Here is a 19691-nt window from a genome sequence, read left to right on the forward strand (position 1 = left end):
CCTACCGACAAGCCCTGACAAGCCTCCACCGGGCAGGAGGCCCTATCCGCGACGCACGCCACAGCTCAGCCGAAGTTTCATCCGCGTCCTGAGCTCTCTACGTCTCCAACCAGCGTTGACTGACAGTCCCGCAGTAGTGAGCTGCAGGGCTGGAACGGCAGCCCGATATCCGGCGCCTGCGGGCCGCTCCCCGGATGCGTCATGAGTGTCGGTGATGCCCTCGCGGCACGGCATCGGTCGTCAACGTGGTTCGGTGCTGCTGCCGTTCACGGTTCGCGCCCTCATTCCTCCCGGTCCTCGTCGACGGCCTCGTCCTCCCATTCGTCTTCCTCGGCGTCCCCTTCTTCTTCGTCCTCAGCATCGCCCTCTTCGTCTTCCGCGGCTTCGTACTCGCCGTCACTCTCCGACTCCTCGGCCTGTGCTGCTTCTTCCTCTTCCATCGCTTCGTCGTGGGACATGACGACTTCGCCGTCCCGGATCTCGCCGCGCCAGCCTTCCGGCTCTTCCTCGGTGAGAGTGACGTACCGCTGGAAGTGCTTGAAGTCCAGCCGAACCCGGCGGCCCTGGGCCCGCCAAAGATTGCCGGTCTTTTCGAAGAACCCGGAGGGGTAGTACTCCAGGACCAGGACGATCCGCGTCAGCGTCGGCGCCAGTTCGTGAAAACTCACGGCACCGTTGGTCGTCCCCTTGGCGCCTTCGGAGGTCCAGACGATCCGGTCGTCCGGGATCTGCTCATGAACAGTCGCCTTGAAACTGCGGGAGGAGGGGCCGACCTTGACCTTCCAGTCGCTGGTCGTCTCGTCGCTCATCGAGACGTTGTGAACGCCCTTGGTGAAGCTGCTGAACTCCTCGTACTGGGTCCAGCAGTCGTAGGCCGTGCGCAGGGGCACGCCGACATCGAGGACCTCAATGATGTTCATGCTCTTGCTGCTGCTGGACTTGCCCTTGCCGCCGCCGAACGCCTCCTTGGCCTTGTCCACGACACTGTCCTTGAGGCCTTTGGCCTTCTCGGACAAGAACGCCTTCACGGGGGATTCGCCCCCGAGGATGCGCGAGCCGATTTTGAGCAGTGACCCGCCGTTGTCCGAGACATCGGTGAGCTGCGCCGTGACGTCCGTGAGCTTGTCGCCGGCCTTCTCCGCGAGCTGTTCCACCTGTGAACCGACGAAACCCGTCAGCGCCTCACGCAGTCCGCCCACCCCTGACTCCAGCGTCTGTGCCTGCTTCGTCTCCTTACCGGCCATGGCGGGCTACCTCCGGCGATCGGCGCGCTTGGACGTCCTCTTCGCCGCCCGCCCTGAAGACGCCGCCTTCTTCGCGGGAGCCGGCTTCCTGGCGGCAGACTTCTTCGCTGGGGCTGCTTTCTTCGCGGCCGGCTTCGTCGCAGAGGACGTCTTCCTCCGGGACGGGTCCTTCGCCGCCGCCCCGGAAGATCTCCGGGCAGAGGGGGCTCTCTCTCGCCTTGACGCGGTACCCCTCTCGGGCCGAGCCGGCCTCCGGGAGCTTCTCCGGTGCTGCGGGCGCTCGGGTTCAGGCTCCTCCTCTTCCTCCTCCGGTTCCTCTTCCCCTTCCTCTTCCGTGTCCTCCTCTTCCTCGTACTCCTCCTCCGGTTCTTCCTCTTCCTCGTACTCCGGCTCTTCCTCCTCCTTGGCGAGGCCGGCCGTGCGATCACGGAGCGTGTCCGCGAGCGTCCCCATGCCGCGAGTGGCCGCAGCCGTCACTGCCTTGCGGCCGGCCTCGAGGAACTCCCCCTTCAGCTGGTCCTGCAGTTCGGCGACCTGCGGGATCTCCGCCAGCCTGCGCATCCCCTCAGCAGCAAGCTGGCGCGGCTCGAGGCCGAACCGCCTGCCCGCCAGATATGTCGCCACGCTCAGGGCGAGCTTGCCCTTCTTCGTACGGCCCAGCACGTAACCGCCGGCTATGGCCCCTGCAAGCGCCATCTTGGTCTGATCGTCCATGCGCACGTCACCTTCATCGTTCCCGCGGGACCCGCCTGTGCCGCGCAGACTGCTGCTGTCAGTGGTCTCTGCCCCAACGGCCGCCACTGCGGACGAATTTGGAGCGCAACGAAGGGGGCACCTGATCTGCTCACTTCGGGCGGGGCCGGCCATCTGCAGCCCGGGGATTCCGGCCACGAGGGGTGGTCGCCTCGGCATGAGAGCGTCGGCCCAATGCCGGTCCTGTACTCACCAGTCTCGCCCGAATCGTGTCAGTCGCATCCTGAGAAGCGCCCCACGGCCTTCGGCTGCCCAAGAGTCTGCCGGTGCTGTAAGCGCAGGTCAGCGCGGTTAGAGTCCCGAAACGCCGATCCGGGCCAGAGACGGTCGGTCTCTGGCCCGGAACCGTTTCATGCCCTCCGGACCGCTCGTCCCAGCAGACCCGAACCCTCGCCGGCCCCACGAGGTCGGATGCCGTCGGGACGGCTGCCGCCTGCCCTGCGGATGCGAACCACGGCAGGTGCGGTGACCCTGGAGAGAGGGGTCCCATGTGGCGAGGAGGAGCTCCCCATGTCCATGATGGACAAGATCAAGAGCATGCTGAAGGGCCACGAGTCCCAGGCCGACAAGGGTGTCGACAGGGCCGGTGACATGGTCGACGACAAGACCCAGGGCAAGTACCAGAGCCAGGTCGACACGGGCCAGGACAAGTTGAAGGACCAGTACGGCGGGGGCGGCGCGGAGCGCCGGGAACCGCCGCCTCAGGCCTGACCCCGCGCTGGTACCGACTCCCGCCCCCCGGACTCGCGCCCTGCCGGCGCCACTCGGGCGGTCGGGGGGACCGTGCAGCCGACCGCGGCCCCGTGGCAGTGTGAGCCACGGGGCCGCGGCCTGTACCGCCCATGGGGCTCATGCCCTGAGCGGCGCCCTCAGCGTTCCGAGAGCGGCGCCGGGGCTTCCTGCACGCACCAGCTGTTGCCGTCAGGGTCCTTGAAGAACATGAACGAGTTCCACGTCTCGCCCGGCCCCTCCTCCCAGCCCCCCGCGCCCACGTGCTGGATCGAGGTCACGGGAACCGAACGGGCCGTGAGTTCGGCGTGGGCCGCGGCGATGTCCGTGACACACAGCTGCAGACCGTGGAGCGTGCCCGGAGCCATGAGCTGTTGGTCGGCGTGTGCGGGCATGCCGGACAGCATCGCGATCGAGCAGCGGGAGCCCGGCGGCGTGAGCTGGATGATGCGCATCCCCGGCGCCACCTCGTCGTCGAGGTCGACCTTGAACCCGCAGCCCTCCTCGTAGAACTTCTTCGACCGGTCCAGGTCCGAGACCGGGACCGGGATCACTTCAAGGGTCATGTCCATCGGTGAACTCCCTGCAGTGGATGGGTGGATCACTGGGTGAACCGCCAGCGTGTCTGGCCGAACACCTCGCCTTTCGCAAAGCCGAACGCGGTCCGCGGCGCCACCTGGAACACCAGGGCCTCGCCCCCGTCGCCCACGAACACGCCGTCGCGGACGTCGAACGTCCACTCCTTGCCGTACTTCTCGACGTACGCCCCGGCCAGGGACCGCAGGTGCGACTCGTCCGTCACCCGGACCGCCTCGCCCTCGATCACCACATCCGACCCCTCGCTCAGGGAGTTGACGCCCGTCGTGAGGACGACTTCCTGATTGTGGCGGAGATTACGCGCCTTGCGCTCGTCGGCGCCGGTGCAGAAGTGCAGCGCCTCGTCGTGCCAGACGGCGATCAGCGGGGTGACGTGCGGGCGGCCGTCGGGACGGACCGTTGTGAGCCAGAACGTCTCGGCGGACCGCAGCCGGCCGACCGCTTCCGTCCAGTCGGCCGCCGCGGCCTTCGGGTCGCTGTAGCGGGCGTCGAGCTCGGTCAGGGGAAGGGACTGCTTCACGGACACGGCGGGGTCCTCTCGTCGCGGATCACCGCATGGGTAGACCGCGTCCGCCGCCCCTAATCATCGGTCGGGGCTCAGCCCGCCGGACGCCACCGGGACAGCGGAGCGCGGCCGTCCGTCTCGGCCCAGTACAGCCGTCCGTCCTGGCCCAGCGCTGCCAGCGTCGTGCCCTCCGGGCCGGTCGGTGCGCCCGGGGGCCCACCGACGAACTGCGGGCCGGCCACCTGCCAGGCCGCGGGACCCTCGGCGGGCCCGGTCCGCCCGGCGTCGTCGGCGGCGGGCAGCGCGGTGCCCGGGACGCCCGCCCCGGACCGGAGTGCGAGCACGCCGTTGCCCGGCCCCGATGCGCTGACCGGGCCGAAACCCGCCGGACCGCCCAGATCCCGGACGGGCGAGGCCAGCGGTCCGGAGAACCGGAGCGTGCCCACCGCGCCCGAACCGGGCCTGCGGAACCAGAGCTGTACGCCGTCCCCGTCCGGGACCGCGCTCAGGGCGAGGGTCGTCGGCGGCAGACCGGTCGGCGTCGGGCCGGTCAGCGGTGCACCCGGGACCCCCTGGGTCCACGACAGCACCGACTGCGGGGTGGGGACGAAGACGTGCTGACGGCCCGCGGCGTCCGAGGCCACCACCGGGTCGCCGTGCAGATCGCTTCCGCCGCGCTCGCGCCACGGCATCCACGAGCCGTCCGTCCGCTGGGCCGCGGAGCTGAGCGAGTGGTGGCCGTTGCGCAGATAGACCGTCATCCGCCCGGCCTTGTCCACGGCCGCGGCGGGGGCGCTGATGTCGGAGAGACCGCTCGCGTCGTCCGGCTCCGGCGTGCCGAGCGAGAGCCACGGCCCGAACGCGCCGTCGGGCGCGTTCTGCACGGCCGTGACCACATCCCTGCGGTAGTCGCCGGGCGCGTGGCCCAGCGTCGTACGGGTGGCGAACACCGCGATCCGGCCGTCGGCCAGCCGTACGGAGGTGACACCGCTGTCGATGCCCCCGCCGCCGAGCAGCTTCGGCCCGGTCCATGTCTCCCGTGCTCCCGCCGCCTTGTGCCAGACGGCGAGCCGGTTGTCGAGCACCGAGAACGCCCACAGCCCGCCGTCCCGGCCCGGCTGCATCCACGACGTCGACTCGCCCCGGGTGTAGCGCACGGAGTACGCCCAGCCGTGGCCTTCGGGACGCGCGGCCGTCTTGCGGTCGCCGCAGCCCGCCGGGTCGGCGCAGTAGTTGGCGGTGTCGGTCCACGCGTACGTCTTGAGCGTGTGCAGCTTTGCCGAGGCGGTCGCCGCGTCGAGTGTCTGGGGCAGTCCGCCGGTTCGGTAGCCGAGATAGTTCTGCACGCTGAAGGCGTGGTGGTCCCGGGAGAGGGCGTACCTCTCGAGCGCGGCCTGCGTGAAGCGGGCCCCGTACATGTGGTCCTGATGGTCCGAGGCGTGGCCGGTCTCCTCGACCTTGCCGGGCGTCGGGTCGAGCATCCGCACATGCGTGGGCCGGAAACGCTCCAGCAGGCCGGCCACCGTGTCGATCACCTGCTGCTTGGTGTACGCGAAGGGCGTCGTCACCGGGGTGCCGGAGGACAGCTGTGCGCCGAGGCGGTCCACACGGCCGTCCCACAGCCCGTGCAGGCTGCTGGGACGGTCGTCGAGTATGGAGCCCGCCTCGCGCAGCTGCACCCACACCAGGCGGATCTCGGGGCGGGCGCGCAGGGTGTCCACTTCGGCGCTGCCGCCGCCGGCCGTCGGGATCGCTGTCCGCCGCCAGGGGCTGGTGCGGTCGCCGGTGGCCATCTCCGCGTACGCGGCGCGGATGCCGTTCTGCCTGGCCTCCGCGTAGCGGGCCTTGTCCGCGGGGGGCGGCGTGGCAGGGGCCAGCGGGCCGGTACGGGCGGCGTTGACCCCGTCCGACTCGCCTGCCGTGAGGTACACGCTGGTGAGGCTGCGGCGGGAGGTGATCGACTGGCGGGTGTCCGGGTTCATGAAGAAGAGGTCGTCGTCCGGGTGGGAGACGATCTGCATCACCGATGCGGCGGGGGCGGGCCGTGGCGCGGGAGGCGTGTGCCAAGAGTGCGCGGGGCCGGTCTTGCGCCGAGCGTCCGAAGAGCCCGCTGCCGACTGAGTGTCGGACGAGGCGATCGCGGCACCGGAGATCCAGGCGATGCCGATGAGCGGCGCGAGGATCATGGCGGCCTTGGTGCCCCGAGGGGACAGCAGGGCGGGGCGGCGGCGAGGCCCGGACGTGCGCATGCGGAATTGCCTTCGATGTCAAAAAGAGCAGCATCAGGCCCGCGTGATCGGGGTGATCGTCGCGAGCCTGCCGTGGAAGCGGAATACCGAGCATGCGGGTCGGAAACGTCGAACGGCAATGAACATGGCATATCTCACGCGGCGTTCCGGCCAGTGGGGTCGCCGGCGCCGACGGATCGGCCGGCCGCCGAGTCCACCGTCTTCGGGGCGCGGTGAATCCTCGTCACGGCACCACGCTGCGCCGCGTCCGTCCGGTCTGAGGCGCCGCCGCCCGCCGTGGCCACTCGTCCCGGGTCGTACCGGACGCTGCCGACGCTGCCCCGCCGGGTCCGGCACGACCCGGGCGCGTGGGGCTCTGCGTCCGTCCACCTCTCCGGTGGCGCGGGGCGCCGCACCCCGGAGCCGCTTCGCGCGCGCTCCCGGTCGGTGCCGGCCACCGGCTCGCACCGGTCACGAGGCATGCGCGGGCCGGCCCGGTGCAGCGCCGCCCGCGGGCCCGTGCCCGATGGCCGCCGGGCGGCCGGGCGTGGCCCGCAGGGTGCGGTGGGGCGTCCGGCGGCTAGGCTCGAATCCGCACCTTGATCGAAGAGTTCGCAGAGTTCGGGCAGTTCGGACGGTTCGGACAGAACGGAGACCGGGATGACGGGGCCGGGGCGCAGGAGCAGCACTTTCACCCGACTGCTGCGGCACGGCTTCACGGACCCCTCCGCCGCCGGGCGGCTGTTGGACCTGCCCGAGATGTCCTCCGTCCGCAGTGACCCGGTGCTCCTCGACTCCCTGGGCGCGAGCGCCGACCCCGATCTCGCCCTGCGTTCCCTCGTGCGCATGGTCGAGGCCCAGGAACCCGGCGAGCGCCAGCGACTGCTCGACACGGTCGTCACCGCGAAGCCGCTGCGGGACCGGTTGCTGGGTGTGCTCGGCGCGTCCGAGGCGCTCGGCGACCATCTGGCCCGCCACCCGCGGGACTGGCAGGCGCTGGTCACCTACGAGGCGTCCGATCTGCACCCCGGCGTCGCGGAGTTCGAGCGCTGTCTCGCGGACGCCACCGACACCGTCTCGCTCCGGGTCGCCTACCGCCGCTGTCTGCTGTCCATCGCGGCGCGTGACGTGTGCGGCACCACGGATGTCGCCCAGACTGCGGCCGAGCTCGCCGACCTGGCCACCGCGACCCTGCGCGCCGCGCTCGCCATCGCCCGCGCCGCAGCCCCGCAGGACGCCGCCGCCTGCCATCTGGCCGTGATCGCCATGGGCAAGTGCGGAGGCCACGAGCTCAACTACGTCTCCGATGTGGACGTGATCTTCGTCGGCGAGCCCGCGGACGGCGCCGTGGAGGAGGCCAAGGCCCTCCAGGCGGCGACCCGGCTCGCCTCCCACCTGATGCGGATCTGCTCCGAGACCACGGTCGAGGGCACCATCTGGCCGGTGGACGCCAATCTGCGCCCCGAGGGCCGCAACGGACCGCTGGTGCGCACCCTCTCCAGCCATCTCGCCTACTACCAGCGCTGGGCCAAGACCTGGGAGTTCCAGGCGCTGCTCAAGGCCCGACCCGTGGCAGGCGACCCGGCGCTCGGCGAGGAGTACATCGAGGTGCTGGCGCCGCTGGTGTGGCAGGCCGCCGAGCGCGAGAACTTCGTGCCCGACGTACAGAAGATGCGCCGCCGCGTCGTCGACAACATCCCCGTGGCCGAGATCGAACGCGAGCTCAAGCTCGGCCCCGGCGGGCTGCGCGACGTCGAGTTCGCCGTACAGCTGCTCCAGCTCGTGCACGGCCGCAGCGACGCGACCCTGCACAGCGGCACCACCCTGGACGCGCTGGGGGCGCTCGCCGCCGGCGGGTACGTGGGCCGGGCCGACGCCGCCCAGCTGGACGACGCCTACCGGTTCCTGCGCGCCATGGAGCACCGCATCCAGCTCTACCGGCTGCGGCGTACGCACCTGGTGCCGGAGGGCGAGGCCGATCTGCGCCGCCTCGGCCGCTCCCTCGGTATGCGCACCGACCCCGTCGCCACGCTCAACAAGGAGTGGAAGCGGCACGCCTCGGTCGTACGCAGGCTCCACGAGAAGATCTTCTACCGGCCGCTGCTCGACGCGGTCGCCCAGCTCACGCCGGGCGAGACCCGGCTCAGCCCGAAGGCGGCGGGACAGCGTCTGGAGGCACTCGGCTACGCAGACCCGGCCGCGGCCCTGCGTCACCTGGAGGCGCTGTCCTCGGGCGTCAGCCGCAAGGCGGCGATCCAGCGCACACTGCTGCCCGTGCTGCTCGGCTGGTTCGCGGACTCCGCCGACCCGGACGCCGGACTGCTGGGCTTCCGGAAGGTCTCCGACGCGCTCGGCAAGACGCCCTGGTATCTGCGGCTGCTGCGGGACGAAGGCGCCGCCGCCGAGAACCTGGCCCGGGTGCTCTCCGCCGGCCGTCTCGCCCCCGACCTGCTGCTGCGCGCCCCCGAGGCGGTCGCCATCCTCGGCGACCCCGAAGGCCTGGCGCCACGCGACCGTGGCCATCTGGAGCAGGAGGTCCTGGCGGCCGTCGGGCGCGCGGACAGCGCCGAGGGCGCGGTCGCCGCGGCCCGCGGGGTGCGCCGCCGGGAGCTGTTCCGTACCGCCGCGGCCGATCTCATCGGCTCGTACGGCACCGAGGAGAGCCCCGCCGAGGTCGACACGGGCGCGCTGGTGGACCGGGTGGGCAAGGCGATCACCGACCTGACCGCCGCGACCATCGCTGGCGCGCTGCGGGCCGCGGTGCGCGAGCAGTGGGGGGACACGCTGCCGACCCGGTTCGCGGTCATCGGAATGGGCCGCTTCGGCGGGCACGAGCTCGGCTACGGCTCCGACGCCGATGTGCTCTTCGTCCATGAGCCGCGCGACGGCGTGGACGAGCAGGAGGCGGCGAAGGCCGCGAACACCGTGGTCACCGAGATGCGCCGGCTGCTGCAGCTGCCCACCGCGGACCCGCCGCTGCTGATCGACGCCGATCTGCGGCCCGAGGGCAAGAGCGGTCCCATGGTGCGCACCCTCGCCTCGTACGAGGCCTACTACCGCCGCTGGTCGCTGGTGTGGGAGAGCCAGGCGCTGCTGCGCGCCCGCCCGATGGCCGGTGACCTCGAGCTCGCGGGCCGGTTCATCGAGCTGATCGGCCCGCTGCGCTACCCGGCCGAGGGTCTCGGCGAGGACGCGGTGCGCGAGATCCGCCGGCTGAAGGCGCGTATGGAGTCCGAGCGGCTGCCGCGGGGAGCGGACCCCACGCTGCACACGAAGCTCGGCCGTGGCGGGCTCAGCGATGTCGAGTGGACGGTCCAGCTGTTCCAGATGAACCACGGCTGGGCCGAACCGGGGCTGCGCACCACCCGCACCCGCGAGGCGCTCGCCGCCGCGCATGCCGCGGGCCTGATGGACGCCGAGCACGCGCAGATCCTCGACGAGGCTTGGGTCCTCGCGACCCGGGTGCGCAACGCCGTGATGCTGGTCCGCGGCCGGGCCGGCGACACCTTCCCCTCGGACGGCCGCGAACTGGGCGCGGTGGGCCGCTACCTCGGTTACGGCCCCGGCCACGTCGGCGACATGCTCGACGACTACCGCCGCATCACACGCCGTGCGCGCGCGGTGATGGAGGAACTGTTCTACGGCGCGTAGCCCTCGAGCGGGCGGCCGGCCCGGTGCCGCCGCCCATGGACGCGGCGGCGTCGCGGGGGCCCCGGGTCAGGTCCGCGCCGCCGGCAGGAAGCGGCGGAGGCCGCCGTTCGGGTCGCGGGGAAGGCTCGCAGGCTGAGCCGGCAGCTGCGGGAGCTGGTGCGGCAGTGCCCGGTACCACGCGTACGAGACCGCGAAGCCGAACGCCAGGCAGATCATGCCGCCCACCGCGTCGAGCCAGAAGTGGTTCGCCGTGGCGACGATGACGACCAGTGTCGTCGTCGGGTACAGCGCGCCGAGGATCTTCGCCCACGGAGCGGCCGCCAGCGTGCAGATGATCAGGCCGCACCACAGCGACCATCCGATGTGCATGGAAGGCATCGCCGCGTACTGGTTCGACATGTTCTTGAAGTTGCCCGAGGCCATCGAGCCCCAGGTCTCATGGACCAGCACCGTGTCGATGAAGTGCTGCCCGTTCATGAGCCGAGGGGGTGCGAGCGGGTACAGGTAGTAACCGACCAGTGCCACACCCGTGGTGGAGAACAGCACGAGCCGGGCTGCCGCGTAGCGGCCCGGGTGCCCTCGGTAGAGCCACACCAGCACACCGATGGTCACGATGAAGTGCAGCGTGGCGTAGTAGTAATTCATCGACACGATCAGCCATGTCACCGAGTTCACGGCGTGGTTGACCGTCTGCTCCACTGCTATGCCGAGCGTCTTCTCGACGTCCCAGATCCAGTCCGCGTTGCGCAGCGCCTGGCTCTTCTGCTCCGGCACGGCGTTGCGGATGAGTGAGTACGTCCAGTAACTGACCGCGATCAAGAGGATTTCGAACCAGATCCGCGGGCGGCGTGGCGACCGGGCGGTGCGCTGCCGATTGCGCGGCGCACGCGCTTCCACCTCGTCGTCCACCATGGGTGACGGGGTTGCCGTTCGGCCTTCCAGAGTCTTCACGGTCGCTTCACCCATGGGACGAGAGTTTGCCAGAAACACGGCCCACCCCAGATCATCCCGCAGTCGGGTTCGGGCCGCACTCGGTACACCTTACGGACGACTTACGTTCCCTGGTCACTGTGGGGGTGCAGAAATCCGGTCCGAGCCCGGCGCCGAAGCCGTTGAACCGCGAACCACCAGCTCCGGCATGAAGACGAACTCGCCGTGAACCGGAGCCCTCCTCTGCGCCTCGGACGTCCCGTTGCCGCCGATCTCCTCCAGCAGCGTGCGGACCGTGGCCTGGCCCATCGCGGGCACCGGTTTCCTGACCGTGGTCAGCGGTGGATCCGTGAAGGCGATCAGTGGCGAGTCGTCGAAACCCACGACCGAGATGTCGTCGGGCACTTCGAGCCCGCGCTGCCGCGCCGCCCGTATCGCCCCCAGTGCCATCATGTCGCTCGCGCATACAACCGCCGTACAGCCGCGGTCCATCAGCTGCGCCGCGGCCGCCTGGCCGCCCTCCAAGGTGTACAGGGAGTGTTCGATCAGTTCCGTCCCGACGGTGTGCGCATCCAGCCCCAGCCGGTCCCGCACCGCCTCGACGAACCCTTCGATCTTCCGCTGCACGGGCACGAAACGCCGTGGTCCGAGCGCCAGGCCGAGCCGGGTGTGACCGAGTGAGACGAGGTGCGTGACCGCGAGATGCATCGCCCCCCGGTCGTCAGGGGAAATGAACGGCGCCTGTACCTCCGGGGAGAATCCGTCGACCAGGACGAACGGGACGCCTTGTGAGCGAAGCCGGTCGTAGCGCCGCATATCGGCGGTACTGTCGGCATGCAGCCCGGAGACGTAGATGATGCCTAAGACGCCGCGGTCCACCAGCATCTCGGTGAGCTCGTCCTCCGTGGACCCGCCCGGGGTCTGTGTCGCGAGCACCGGGGTGTAGCCCTGCCGGGTCAGTGCCTGCCCGATGACCTGGGCGAGAGCCGGAAAGATGGGGTTCTCCAGCTCCGGGGTGATCAGCCCGACCAGTCCGGCGCTGCGCCGGCGCAGCCGTACGGGCCGTTCGTAGCCGAGCACGTCGAGCGCGGCGAGTACGGACTGGCGGGTGGTCTCCGCGACCGACGGCTTCCCGTTGAGTACCCGGCTCACCGTCGCTTCGCTGACCCCCGCCTGGGCTGCGATGTCGGCCAGGCGCGCGGGAGCGGTCACAGGACCGGACTGTACCGGTCGGCGCTGCGGCTGCCCATCACACAAGGGACTTCTCGAGCAACAGCACCCCGTAACGGCTGCCGTCCGCGGCCACCTTGACGGGCTGCTCGCCGACCACGCGGTACCCGGCCGCCTCGTAGTACGTCCGCAGCCGCCGGTTGCGGCTCAAGCAGTCCAGCCGCGCCAACTCCCGCCCGACGGCGGCGATGCGCCGCTCGGCATGGGCGAGCATCGCCCGTCCCGATCCGGCCGGAGCGTCCGCCCGGTCGGTCATCAGGCGGTGCACGTAACCGGCGACCGGCGGCTGAACTCCCCAGGCGGGCTCGTCCTCCCACCACAGCTCGTACCCCCCGGCGGCCCGGCCACCGTGCTCCAGCAGCCAGACCTCGCCCGTCCCGATCCGGCGGCGGAAGTGCTCCGCGTCCTTGTCGCCCGGCTTCCACTGGTCGATGCCGCCCCGCACCATCCAGCGTGCCGCGCCGTCGTGGAGGCCGACCAGCGCGGTCAGGTCGGCTTCGGTGTCTTCGGCGAGCCGGAAGGCAGAGTCGGTGATCATGGGAAGACACTACGACCGACCGGCCACCGGAGCGATGCCATGCCGCAGATCACCGTCGACTACTCGCACTCCGTGGAGTCCTCCTTCGACCGCCAGGGCTTCGCGCTCGCGCTGCACCCGCTGATCGCCAAGACCGCCGACACCCAACTCGCTGCCTGCAAGACCCGGTTCCGCCGCGTCGACGAGACCGTCGTCGCGGACGGCACGGGCCAGGCCGCCGTCGTCCACATCGCGGTGGCGCTGCTGCCGGGCCGCAGCCCGGAGGTCAAGGCGCAGCTGTCCGAGGTCGTGCTCGATCTGCTGGCCGAGTATCTGCGGCCGGCGGGCGGCGTCGCCCCGGTCGTCTCGGCCGAGATGCGGGACCTGGACGCGTCCTACCGCAGGCGCTGAGCGGGAACTTTCACCATCGCGGGCGCCAGCGCCGTCAGCCGGCCGACGAGATCACCGAACGGTCCGTCGGCCGGCTCGTCCGCCAGGATGCCGATGAGGATGTCGGCCATCTCGTCGTCGTACGCCGCGCTCACCGCGGTCAGCGCGGCGAAGTCGTGCACCAGCTGCAACTCCAGTTCGGCGCGCGGCACCCGCCGCCCGTCCAGCCACAGCAGCGCCGTCGACTCGGCGAGCGACACCCAGGAGCGCACCACCAGCTGCAGCCGCGGGGACGGCTCCTTGATCCGCAGATGGGACAGGATCTGCCGGTACGCCGCGTGCCGGACCTCGTCGATCATCGCGTTGGTGGCCGTGGAACCCACGGCGGGGCCACCCCGCATCAACGCGGAGAAGCCGGTCCCGTGTTCGTCGACGAAGTCGAAGAACCGGCCCATCACCCGCAGCAGTCTGGCCCCCAGCGGCCCCTCGTGCGGCTCGTCGAACCGAGCGGCGAGCTCCTCGGCGGCGCGGTGCAGCGCCGCCTCGTACAGGCTCTGCTTGCCGGGGAAGTAGTGATAGACCAGCGGCCGTGAGATCCCGGCGGCCGCCGCGATCTCGTCGATCGACACCTCGTCGGGGGAGCGGAGGCTGAACAGCTCCAGCGCCACCTGGATGAGCTGCTGCCTGCGCTCCTCGACGCCCATCCGTCGCCGCACCCCGGTCGTCATGCGAACACCCTACCGACTGAGCGGAAGGGCGCCGTCCTACAGGTCGATCACCAGCCGCCCGCCCCGGCAGCGGGAGACGCAGATCAGCATCGAGTCGTCGCGCTCCCCGTCCGTCAGGAGCTCGTCGCGGTGGTCGATCTCACCTTCCAGGACGCGTTGTTGGCAGGTGCCGCAGAAGCCTTGCTCGCAGGAGTACAGGACGTCCGGGAGCTCGGCACGGACGGCCGAGAGCACCGACCGGCCGGGCGCGACCTGAACCACCCGGCCGCTGCGGCGCAGTTCGACCTCGAACGCCACGTCGTCGCCGGGCCCGGCCGCCCCGGGGGTGAAACGCTCGAGATGCAGGGTGCAGGAGGCCGGCAGCAGCGCGGCGACCGCGTCCATCAGCGGGTCGGGCCCGCAGCAGTGGACCGCCGTGCCCGGGGCCGTACCGGCGAGAAAGGCGGCGAGGTCCGGCAGGCCCGACTCGTCCTCGGGGACCACCAGCACCCGGTCGCCGTCCGCGCCGAGTTTCTCCAGCTCGTCCACGTACGGCATCGAGGCGCGCGAGCGGCCGCCGTACAGCAGCCGCCAGTTGGCGCCGGCGGCCGCGAGGGCCCGCACCATCGGCAGGACCGGAGTGATCCCGATGCCGCCCGCGACGAACACGTATGCCTCGGAATCGGCGAGCGGGAACCGGTTGCGCGGGCCGCGGATCTCGATGTCCATGCCTACCCGGAGCTGTTCGTGCACCTCGCGGGAGCCGCCGCGGCCGTCCTCGATCAGGCGTGTGGCGATCGTGTACGTCCCCGGCTCGGACGGGTCACCGCACAGCGAGTACGGGCGGACCAGCCCCGAGGGCAGCACCACGTCGATGTGCGCGCCCGGCTGCCACGCGGGCAGCCCGGCGGCCTCCAGCCGGAGCTGGACGACGCCTTCGGCGGGTTCGGTGCGCTCGGTGACCAGCGCACGGAATGCGGCGTTGCGCCTCGGTGCCCGGCCTGAGACGGGTGTCGGGAGTGCCGGCAGCGGCCACAGCGGGGAGCGCTGGACACGGCGGCGCAGCGCCCGCCTGGTGAGCAGAGCGGCGCCGGCGACCAGGACGGCGGTACGCAGCCGCGGCACGTCAGCGGCCTCCGTTCGCGCCGGGTGAGGAGGCCAGATAGGCCACCGCCTGGGCCGTGCTGCCCTCCTGGGAAGGGTGGTAGGCGTGGCTGAGGTACCGGGGGATCGAGCGCAGCATCGCGGGCGTGCTGGGCAGCACTCCGCGACGGCCCGCGCGGTAGAACTGGCCGACGCTCGCGCGCCCGTCCCGCAGCGTGGGGTCGTTCTCCATGAAGAAGCGGGCGCCGCGCTGCCAGAGGAAGACCAGTGTGGAGAAGGCGATCGCCCAGGTGCGCACCCGGCGGCGGTAGCTGCCGTCCACGTGCATGAAGAGCTCGAAGGCGACCGAGCGGTGCTCGACCTCCTCCGCACCGTGCCAGCGCAGCATGTCCAGCATCACCGGGTCCGCGCCCCGCCGGTCCAGCTCCTCGGCGTTGAGGATCCAGTCGCCCAGGAACGCGGTGTAGTGCTCGATCGCCGCGATCAGGGCGACGCGCTCCATCAGCCACCATTTGCGCGCCTTGCCCGGTGGCAGCGTCCGGTCCCCGAGCAGCTTCTCGAACAGCCAGTCCACCTGCGCCGTGTACGGCTCCGGGTCCAGACCGAGCTCCCGAAGGTGCGGCAGCACGTCGTCGTGGGCCTGGGAGTGCACGGCCTCCTGCCCGATGAACCCGATGACGTCCTCGCGCAGCCGATCGTCCTTGATGTACGGCAGCACCTGCTTGTAGACGTGGACGAACCATCGCTCGCCCGCCGGGAGAAGCAGGTGAAGCACATTCATCGTGTGGGTCGCGAAGGGCTCTCCGGGGACCCAGTGCAACGGTGTGTCCGACCACTCGAAGGCGACCTTGCGTGCCTTGAGCGGTATCCGCTCGGTCGCGACCGGACGTGGCTGCGTATTAGACATGGTGTCAATGTACTGAGGGGTAAGGCCCGGGGCCAGAGGTGTGCGGCAGGTTCCGCCCTCCGTCCGTCCCCGGCAACGGCGAAGCCGCGGGCGCGGGTTCAGCCGAGGGCGCCGACCCGGGTCCCGTCCGGGAGGCGGCCGCTGAGCTCCGCCCGCGCTCCCTCCTTCGCGCGCACCGCCAGCACCCGGCCCGCCGTCTCGCCCTCGAGCCCGCCCGAGACGGCCAGCGAGGCGAACTGCGCGCTGCCCGCCGCCAGCACGTACCACTGTCCGGCCTGCGATTTCCACAGCACCCCGGCCAGCACCCGCGGCTCGCGCACTCCGCAGGACGGCGAGTCCTCGGCGCGGGCCGCGACCGCACCGGGTGCGCCGGGCCGTGCGGCGGGCGCCTGGAACTGGGTCATGACCCGGCTGCCCATTCCCCGCCAGGTCTCCGCGCGTGTGCACAGCCACGCCGCGGTGCCGTTCGCCTCGGGCAGTGACTGCTGGGCATACTGCCACGAGTTCACGTCGCGCACCCCGTGCGCCCGCATACCGGGCAGCAGACAGGCCGTACGTGCCCAGGAGGCGCGGGCCGCGGCACCGGTGATGTCCTTCGGAGCGGCCGGCGGGCCGTAGGTGAGCCGGGCCGGGGTCAGTTCGCCGAGGTCCGTCAGCGTCCGGGCCGCGCTCCCGTCGTCGACCTCGAGCGCGTCCCAGCCCAGGCAGCCGCGGGCCTGGGCCGGGCTCGGCATCGGGGCCGTGACCCCGTCGGCTTCGCGGTCGAGCGGGCGGGCGGCGCCTGCCGGGTCGAGCAGGTCGCGTACGGCGACCCGGCGCACCCATGGAGCGGTGACATAACGGACGTTGCCGTCGGTGCGGCCGACCACCAGCGCGCTCGCGGACGCCGTGTCCGCCCCGTCCGTGCGGGCGAAGTCGAGCGCCGCGCCGCCCCGGTCGGCGCCCGCCGGCTCCGCGTACCGGGCCACCCGCAGCCCGTCGTACAGCAGCACCACCCGCGCCTGGTCCACCTCGCCCGCGAACAGCAGCTGCGGCGGGCCCATGGGCGGCCCGGACTGGGTGCCGGGGGTGGCGGAGACCTGGACGCCGGCGCCGGGCCTCGCCCAGACCGCGAGGGCGCGGCGCAGCAGCGCGCGGTCGTCGGTGAGCGAGCCGCGGGCCGGCCAGACCGAGAAGTCGCGGCGGGCCGAGGCCTGCCACGCCGTGGCGGGGACCCGGGCCAACTGCCCGGGGTCCAGTGCAGCCTCGGCCGCGGGATTGCGTGCGTACGGCGGGGCGGCCGCGCCGTCCCGGCCCCAGCCGCCGCCCGGCAGCCCGAGCAGCGCCCCGCACACCGCGAGCGCCAGGGCCGCCACCACGCCCGCCTTGGCGTGCTGGCGGCGGCGCATCAGATCCGTGGGCCGCACCTGGAGCGAGCAGACGTCGAACTCGGACGAGGTGAGCAGCGCCCGGGAACGGCCCCCGTTCGGGAGCCCGTCCGCGTCCGCCAGCGCCGCCGGTACGTCGTCGACCCCGGCGGCGGCCAGGACCTCCCGTACCTCGTCGTCGGCCATCCCCTCCAGCACGCGCAGCACGAAAGCGGCCCGTGCGGGGCCGGAGAGCGCGGAGAGTCGCTGGTCCAGGGCGAGTTCGTCCGCGCCGCCGGACCGGGGGAAGACCCGCAGGCCCCACACGTGCGGCAGAAGCGGCGGGAGCTGGGCGCGCCGGGGCCTCGCGAGGCGCCGCAGCGGCAGTCCGGCTTCCAGCGCCTGGCGCAGCACCCGGCCGCGTACGAACGCGTAGCCGGGCCCGGCGGCGGTGCCCGTGGCGCCGCGCGGACGCGGGACGGCCGCCGGCCCGGCGGCCGCACGGCCGCGCGGCAGCGAGCGCTGGGCGATGGCGTGCGCGGTCAGCACCCGCCGGTTGCGGCCGAGCGACGGCGGCAGCACGAGGTAGGCGATCCGTACCAGCCGGGGGTAGTGCTCGATCAGCGCCGCCTCGGCCTGTTCGACCTCGACGGGGCCGGGGGCGGGTGGGGCCGCGGACGGGGCAGGGGTGTTGAGGACATCCTGTGGGCGCACGTTCAGCAGAACGAGCGAATCGCCCTGCGGTCACCAAGTGGTCTTCCACGGGCCGTGGTTGGCACCGCGCATGCGCGGTCCGCGCCCGGCGTTCCGCCCGCCGGCGGCAACCGTCCCGGCCCGGCACGCGCTGATCACGGGGCCGCTGCACCGATGGTTGCGTTCGGGCGTCGTGCCGGCCGGCAGCAACCGCCGACGCCCCCGGCACACGTTCATCAGGGCGCCGCTGCACCGATGAGGCGTGCACGGATACGCGCCATCGCCTGCGCCGGGACGCCCAGTCCCTCGCGCACGTACTTCTCCATGGAGCCGTAGCGCGCATCGACCTCGTCCAGCGCCGCGGCCAGATAGTCCGGGACCACTCCGACGATCGACAGGGCGGTGTCCGGGTCCCCGCCCTGCGCGGTGAAGCCCTCCACCATCGGCGCGAAGGCCTGCCGGACCGCCCTGTTGACCGACAGATACTCCGCCTCGACCGTCTCCGGTGTCGCGCCGAGCAGGGTGAGCACGATCGTCGCGGCCCAGCCCGTACGGTCCTTGCCCGCCGTGCAGTGGAACAGCAGCGGCCCGACGTCGGGCTCGGCGAGTTCGTTGAGGAACGCCCGGTAGGCGGCCCGCGCCGAGTCAGCAGTGACGAAGGAGCGGTAGATGTCGCTGAACAGCGTCCGCGCCCGGCCACCGCCCAGCTCCTGCTCGGTGGCGGCCGGATCGCCCAGCAGTTGCCGCAGCCGCGCGGCCGGCGGCATGCGGCCCGACGTCACCTGGTCGGCCAGCACATCCGCGAGGAGCAGCCGCCCGCCCTCCGGGATCCGGTCCGGGCGGGCGCTGCGCTCGTCCCGGGTGCGGAAGTCGACGACCGTACGTACCCCGAGTGCGGCGACGGCCGGGTCGGCCACGGTGTCCAGGCGGTCGAGCTGCCCGGAGCGGAAGAGCAGCCCATGGCGTACGGACCCGCCGTCGGCCAGGGGCGTGCCGCCGAGGTCCCTGAGGTTGGCGACGGTGGTGGCGGGGATCGCGTTCATGGCGCGGCGGCTCCCTGACTGCTCGGACTGCCTGTGGGTGTCACATGGGGTGGTATCTACGCAATTCTCCGGTTGTGTCCTGTCTTGTAGGCCACGGTAGCCGACGACCGCGGCACCGGCCGTGACCGACCACCGGGCCGCAGCTCCCTGCGCGTTGCGGGGCGTGACCACCGGTGTGCGGAGCGCGCGATACCCGGGGTTCTGTCGCGCGAAGAGGGGGAGGGAGGGCACCATGGCCGGATGCGGACGAGTACGGGAACCAGCACGTGGCAGGCGGCGCGGACAGGACTGGCGGTTGTGGTCCTGGCCCTGGCGGCGGCCTGCAGTTCGGGTGGCGACAAGGACGGGCAGGGCGCGGACGGCAAGGAACCGAAGACGGCGACGGGCACGCTGGAGCAGCTGGCCGAACAGGCCACGTGCAAGCCGAACATACAGACGGACGCTGCCGAGCTGCGGCAGGCGAACTGCAAGACGGCCGACGGCGCGTACATCCTGACGACCTTCTCCACCGACCGCGGTCAGCGCGAGTGGATCAACGAGGCCAACGACTACGGCGGCGTGTATCTCGTCGGCCGCAAGTGGGTCGCATCCGGCGACAAGAAGGCGATCACGGCCCTGCGCGGCCGGCTGGGCGGCACGGTGGAGACCGGCACCCAGCATCCGTCCGGCGGCCATGACAGCGGCGGTGGCACCGGTGAGGGGCACAAGGGCCACGAAGGGCACGAGGGCTGAACGGACAAGTCCACGGGAGGGGGCCGGGGTTCAGGACCGGCCCCCTCCCGCGTGCGGCACGTCCCAGGCGGGCGGCCACGGCCGTACAGCCGCGATCGGGCCGGCCCGCTTCCTTCGGGCCGACCCGATCGCTCCGGTCGTTTGCGCTCTTCGCTTGGTTTGTCCCGTTGTGCTGAATGGTTCTGACTGCTGATGACTGACTGGCGTGTCCGGCTACGTCGTCTCCGGCGACAGCGGGACTAGCGGCACTTTTGGCCGGTGTTGATGCAGTTCACCACCTTCCGCATGACGTTGTCGTCGAAGACGTTGATGAAGTCGCCGTGGTCGGTGACCGGCTTGTGCAGCTGCTCGGGGAAGGAGTCGACCGCGAACACCGAGGCGTTCT

17 protein-coding genes are annotated in these 19691 nt (G+C 71.8%); 4 read left to right on the plus strand and 13 right to left on the minus strand.

Going from position 1 to position 19691, the window contains the following annotated elements; genetic code table 11:
- Positions 1–281: 281 nt before the first annotated feature.
- Positions 282–1244 carry an SRPBCC family protein gene (locus ABZ208_RS37375; RefSeq protein WP_356913909.1) on the minus strand — a complete coding sequence of 321 codons (963 nt, stop codon included), beginning with the start codon at positions 1242–1244 and terminating at the stop codon, positions 282–284.
- Between the two features lie 6 nt (positions 1245–1250).
- Positions 1251–1958, minus strand: a complete 708-nt coding sequence (locus ABZ208_RS37380) for a histone protein (protein ID WP_356913910.1) — start codon at positions 1956–1958, stop codon at positions 1251–1253.
- 549 nt (positions 1959–2507) lie between these two features.
- Between ABZ208_RS37380 and ABZ208_RS37385 the strand changes: the two genes are divergently transcribed.
- Entirely contained in the window at positions 2508–2708 is a 201-nt protein-coding gene (locus ABZ208_RS37385; RefSeq protein WP_356913911.1) for an antitoxin, read from the plus strand.
- Positions 2709–2866: 158 nt separating this feature from the next.
- On the opposite strand, the gene ABZ208_RS37390 is transcribed toward ABZ208_RS37385, so the two are convergent.
- From ABZ208_RS37390 to ABZ208_RS37400, 3 genes are all read right to left on the minus strand, one after another.
- Entirely contained in the window at positions 2867–3298 is a 432-nt protein-coding gene (locus tag ABZ208_RS37390) for a VOC family protein (protein ID WP_356913912.1), read from the minus strand.
- Positions 3299–3327: 29 nt separating this feature from the next.
- On the minus strand, positions 3328–3843 hold the full coding sequence (locus ABZ208_RS37395) for a pyridoxamine 5'-phosphate oxidase family protein (RefSeq protein ID WP_356913925.1): 516 nt from the start codon (positions 3841–3843) through the stop codon (positions 3328–3330).
- A 77-nt stretch (positions 3844–3920) separates the two neighbouring features.
- Positions 3921–6077, minus strand: coding sequence for a PIG-L family deacetylase (locus ABZ208_RS37400; RefSeq protein WP_356913913.1), 2157 nt, complete (start codon positions 6075–6077; stop codon positions 3921–3923).
- Between the two features lie 639 nt (positions 6078–6716).
- On the opposite strand from ABZ208_RS37400, the gene ABZ208_RS37405 reads away from it, so the two are divergent.
- Entirely contained in the window at positions 6717–9707 is a 2991-nt protein-coding gene (locus tag ABZ208_RS37405) for a bifunctional [glutamine synthetase] adenylyltransferase/[glutamine synthetase]-adenylyl-L-tyrosine phosphorylase (RefSeq protein WP_356913914.1), read from the plus strand.
- 66 nt (positions 9708–9773) lie between these two features.
- Here ABZ208_RS37405 and ABZ208_RS37410 read toward each other — a convergent pair whose 3' ends face one another.
- From ABZ208_RS37410 to ABZ208_RS37420, 3 genes are all read right to left on the minus strand, one after another.
- Positions 9774–10673, minus strand: coding sequence for a phosphatase PAP2 family protein (locus ABZ208_RS37410; protein ID WP_356913915.1), 900 nt, complete (start codon positions 10671–10673; stop codon positions 9774–9776).
- Between the two features lie 99 nt (positions 10674–10772).
- On the minus strand, positions 10773–11849 hold the full coding sequence (locus tag ABZ208_RS37415; protein WP_356913916.1) for a LacI family DNA-binding transcriptional regulator: 1077 nt from the start codon (positions 11847–11849) through the stop codon (positions 10773–10775).
- A 37-nt stretch (positions 11850–11886) separates the two neighbouring features.
- Positions 11887–12405 carry an N-acetyltransferase gene (locus ABZ208_RS37420; protein ID WP_356913917.1) on the minus strand — a complete coding sequence of 173 codons (519 nt, stop codon included), beginning with the start codon at positions 12403–12405 and terminating at the stop codon, positions 11887–11889.
- Positions 12406–12444: 39 nt separating this feature from the next.
- Between ABZ208_RS37420 and ABZ208_RS37425 the strand changes: the two genes are divergently transcribed.
- Positions 12445–12795, plus strand: coding sequence for a 5-carboxymethyl-2-hydroxymuconate Delta-isomerase (locus ABZ208_RS37425; RefSeq protein WP_356913918.1), 351 nt, complete (start codon positions 12445–12447; stop codon positions 12793–12795).
- Here the strand turns inward: ABZ208_RS37425 and ABZ208_RS37430 are convergent.
- The 5 genes from ABZ208_RS37430 to ABZ208_RS37450 all read right to left on the minus strand — a co-directional run bounded on the left by ABZ208_RS37430 (position 12780) and on the right by ABZ208_RS37450 (position 18574).
- Positions 12780–13502 (minus strand): TetR/AcrR family transcriptional regulator, encoded by a 723-nt coding sequence (locus ABZ208_RS37430; protein WP_356913919.1) that lies wholly within the window; start codon positions 13500–13502, stop codon positions 12780–12782. The two genes, ABZ208_RS37425 and ABZ208_RS37430, sit on opposite strands and share 16 nt — an antisense overlap.
- Before the next feature lie 36 nt (positions 13503–13538).
- Positions 13539–14606, minus strand: a complete 1068-nt coding sequence (locus ABZ208_RS37435) for a PDR/VanB family oxidoreductase (protein ID WP_356913920.1) — start codon at positions 14604–14606, stop codon at positions 13539–13541.
- 1 nt (position 14607) lies between these two features.
- On the minus strand, positions 14608–15492 hold the full coding sequence (locus ABZ208_RS37440) for a metal-dependent hydrolase (RefSeq protein WP_356913921.1): 885 nt from the start codon (positions 15490–15492) through the stop codon (positions 14608–14610).
- A 98-nt stretch (positions 15493–15590) separates the two neighbouring features.
- A complete protein-coding gene (locus ABZ208_RS37445) occupies positions 15591–17552 on the minus strand; it encodes a hypothetical protein (protein WP_356913922.1) in 1962 nt (653 codons plus the stop codon).
- A 215-nt stretch (positions 17553–17767) separates the two neighbouring features.
- Positions 17768–18574 (minus strand): tyrosine-protein phosphatase, encoded by an 807-nt coding sequence (locus ABZ208_RS37450; protein WP_356913923.1) that lies wholly within the window; start codon positions 18572–18574, stop codon positions 17768–17770.
- 240 nt (positions 18575–18814) lie between these two features.
- Between ABZ208_RS37450 and ABZ208_RS37455 the strand changes: the two genes are divergently transcribed.
- Positions 18815–19306, plus strand: a complete 492-nt coding sequence (locus ABZ208_RS37455) for a hypothetical protein (protein ID WP_356913924.1) — start codon at positions 18815–18817, stop codon at positions 19304–19306.
- The last annotated feature ends 385 nt before the right edge of the window (positions 19307–19691 follow it).

Source organism: Streptomyces sp. NPDC006208 (genome assembly GCF_040613775.1).
Taxonomy (GTDB): Bacteria; Actinomycetota; Actinomycetes; order Streptomycetales; family Streptomycetaceae; genus Streptomyces.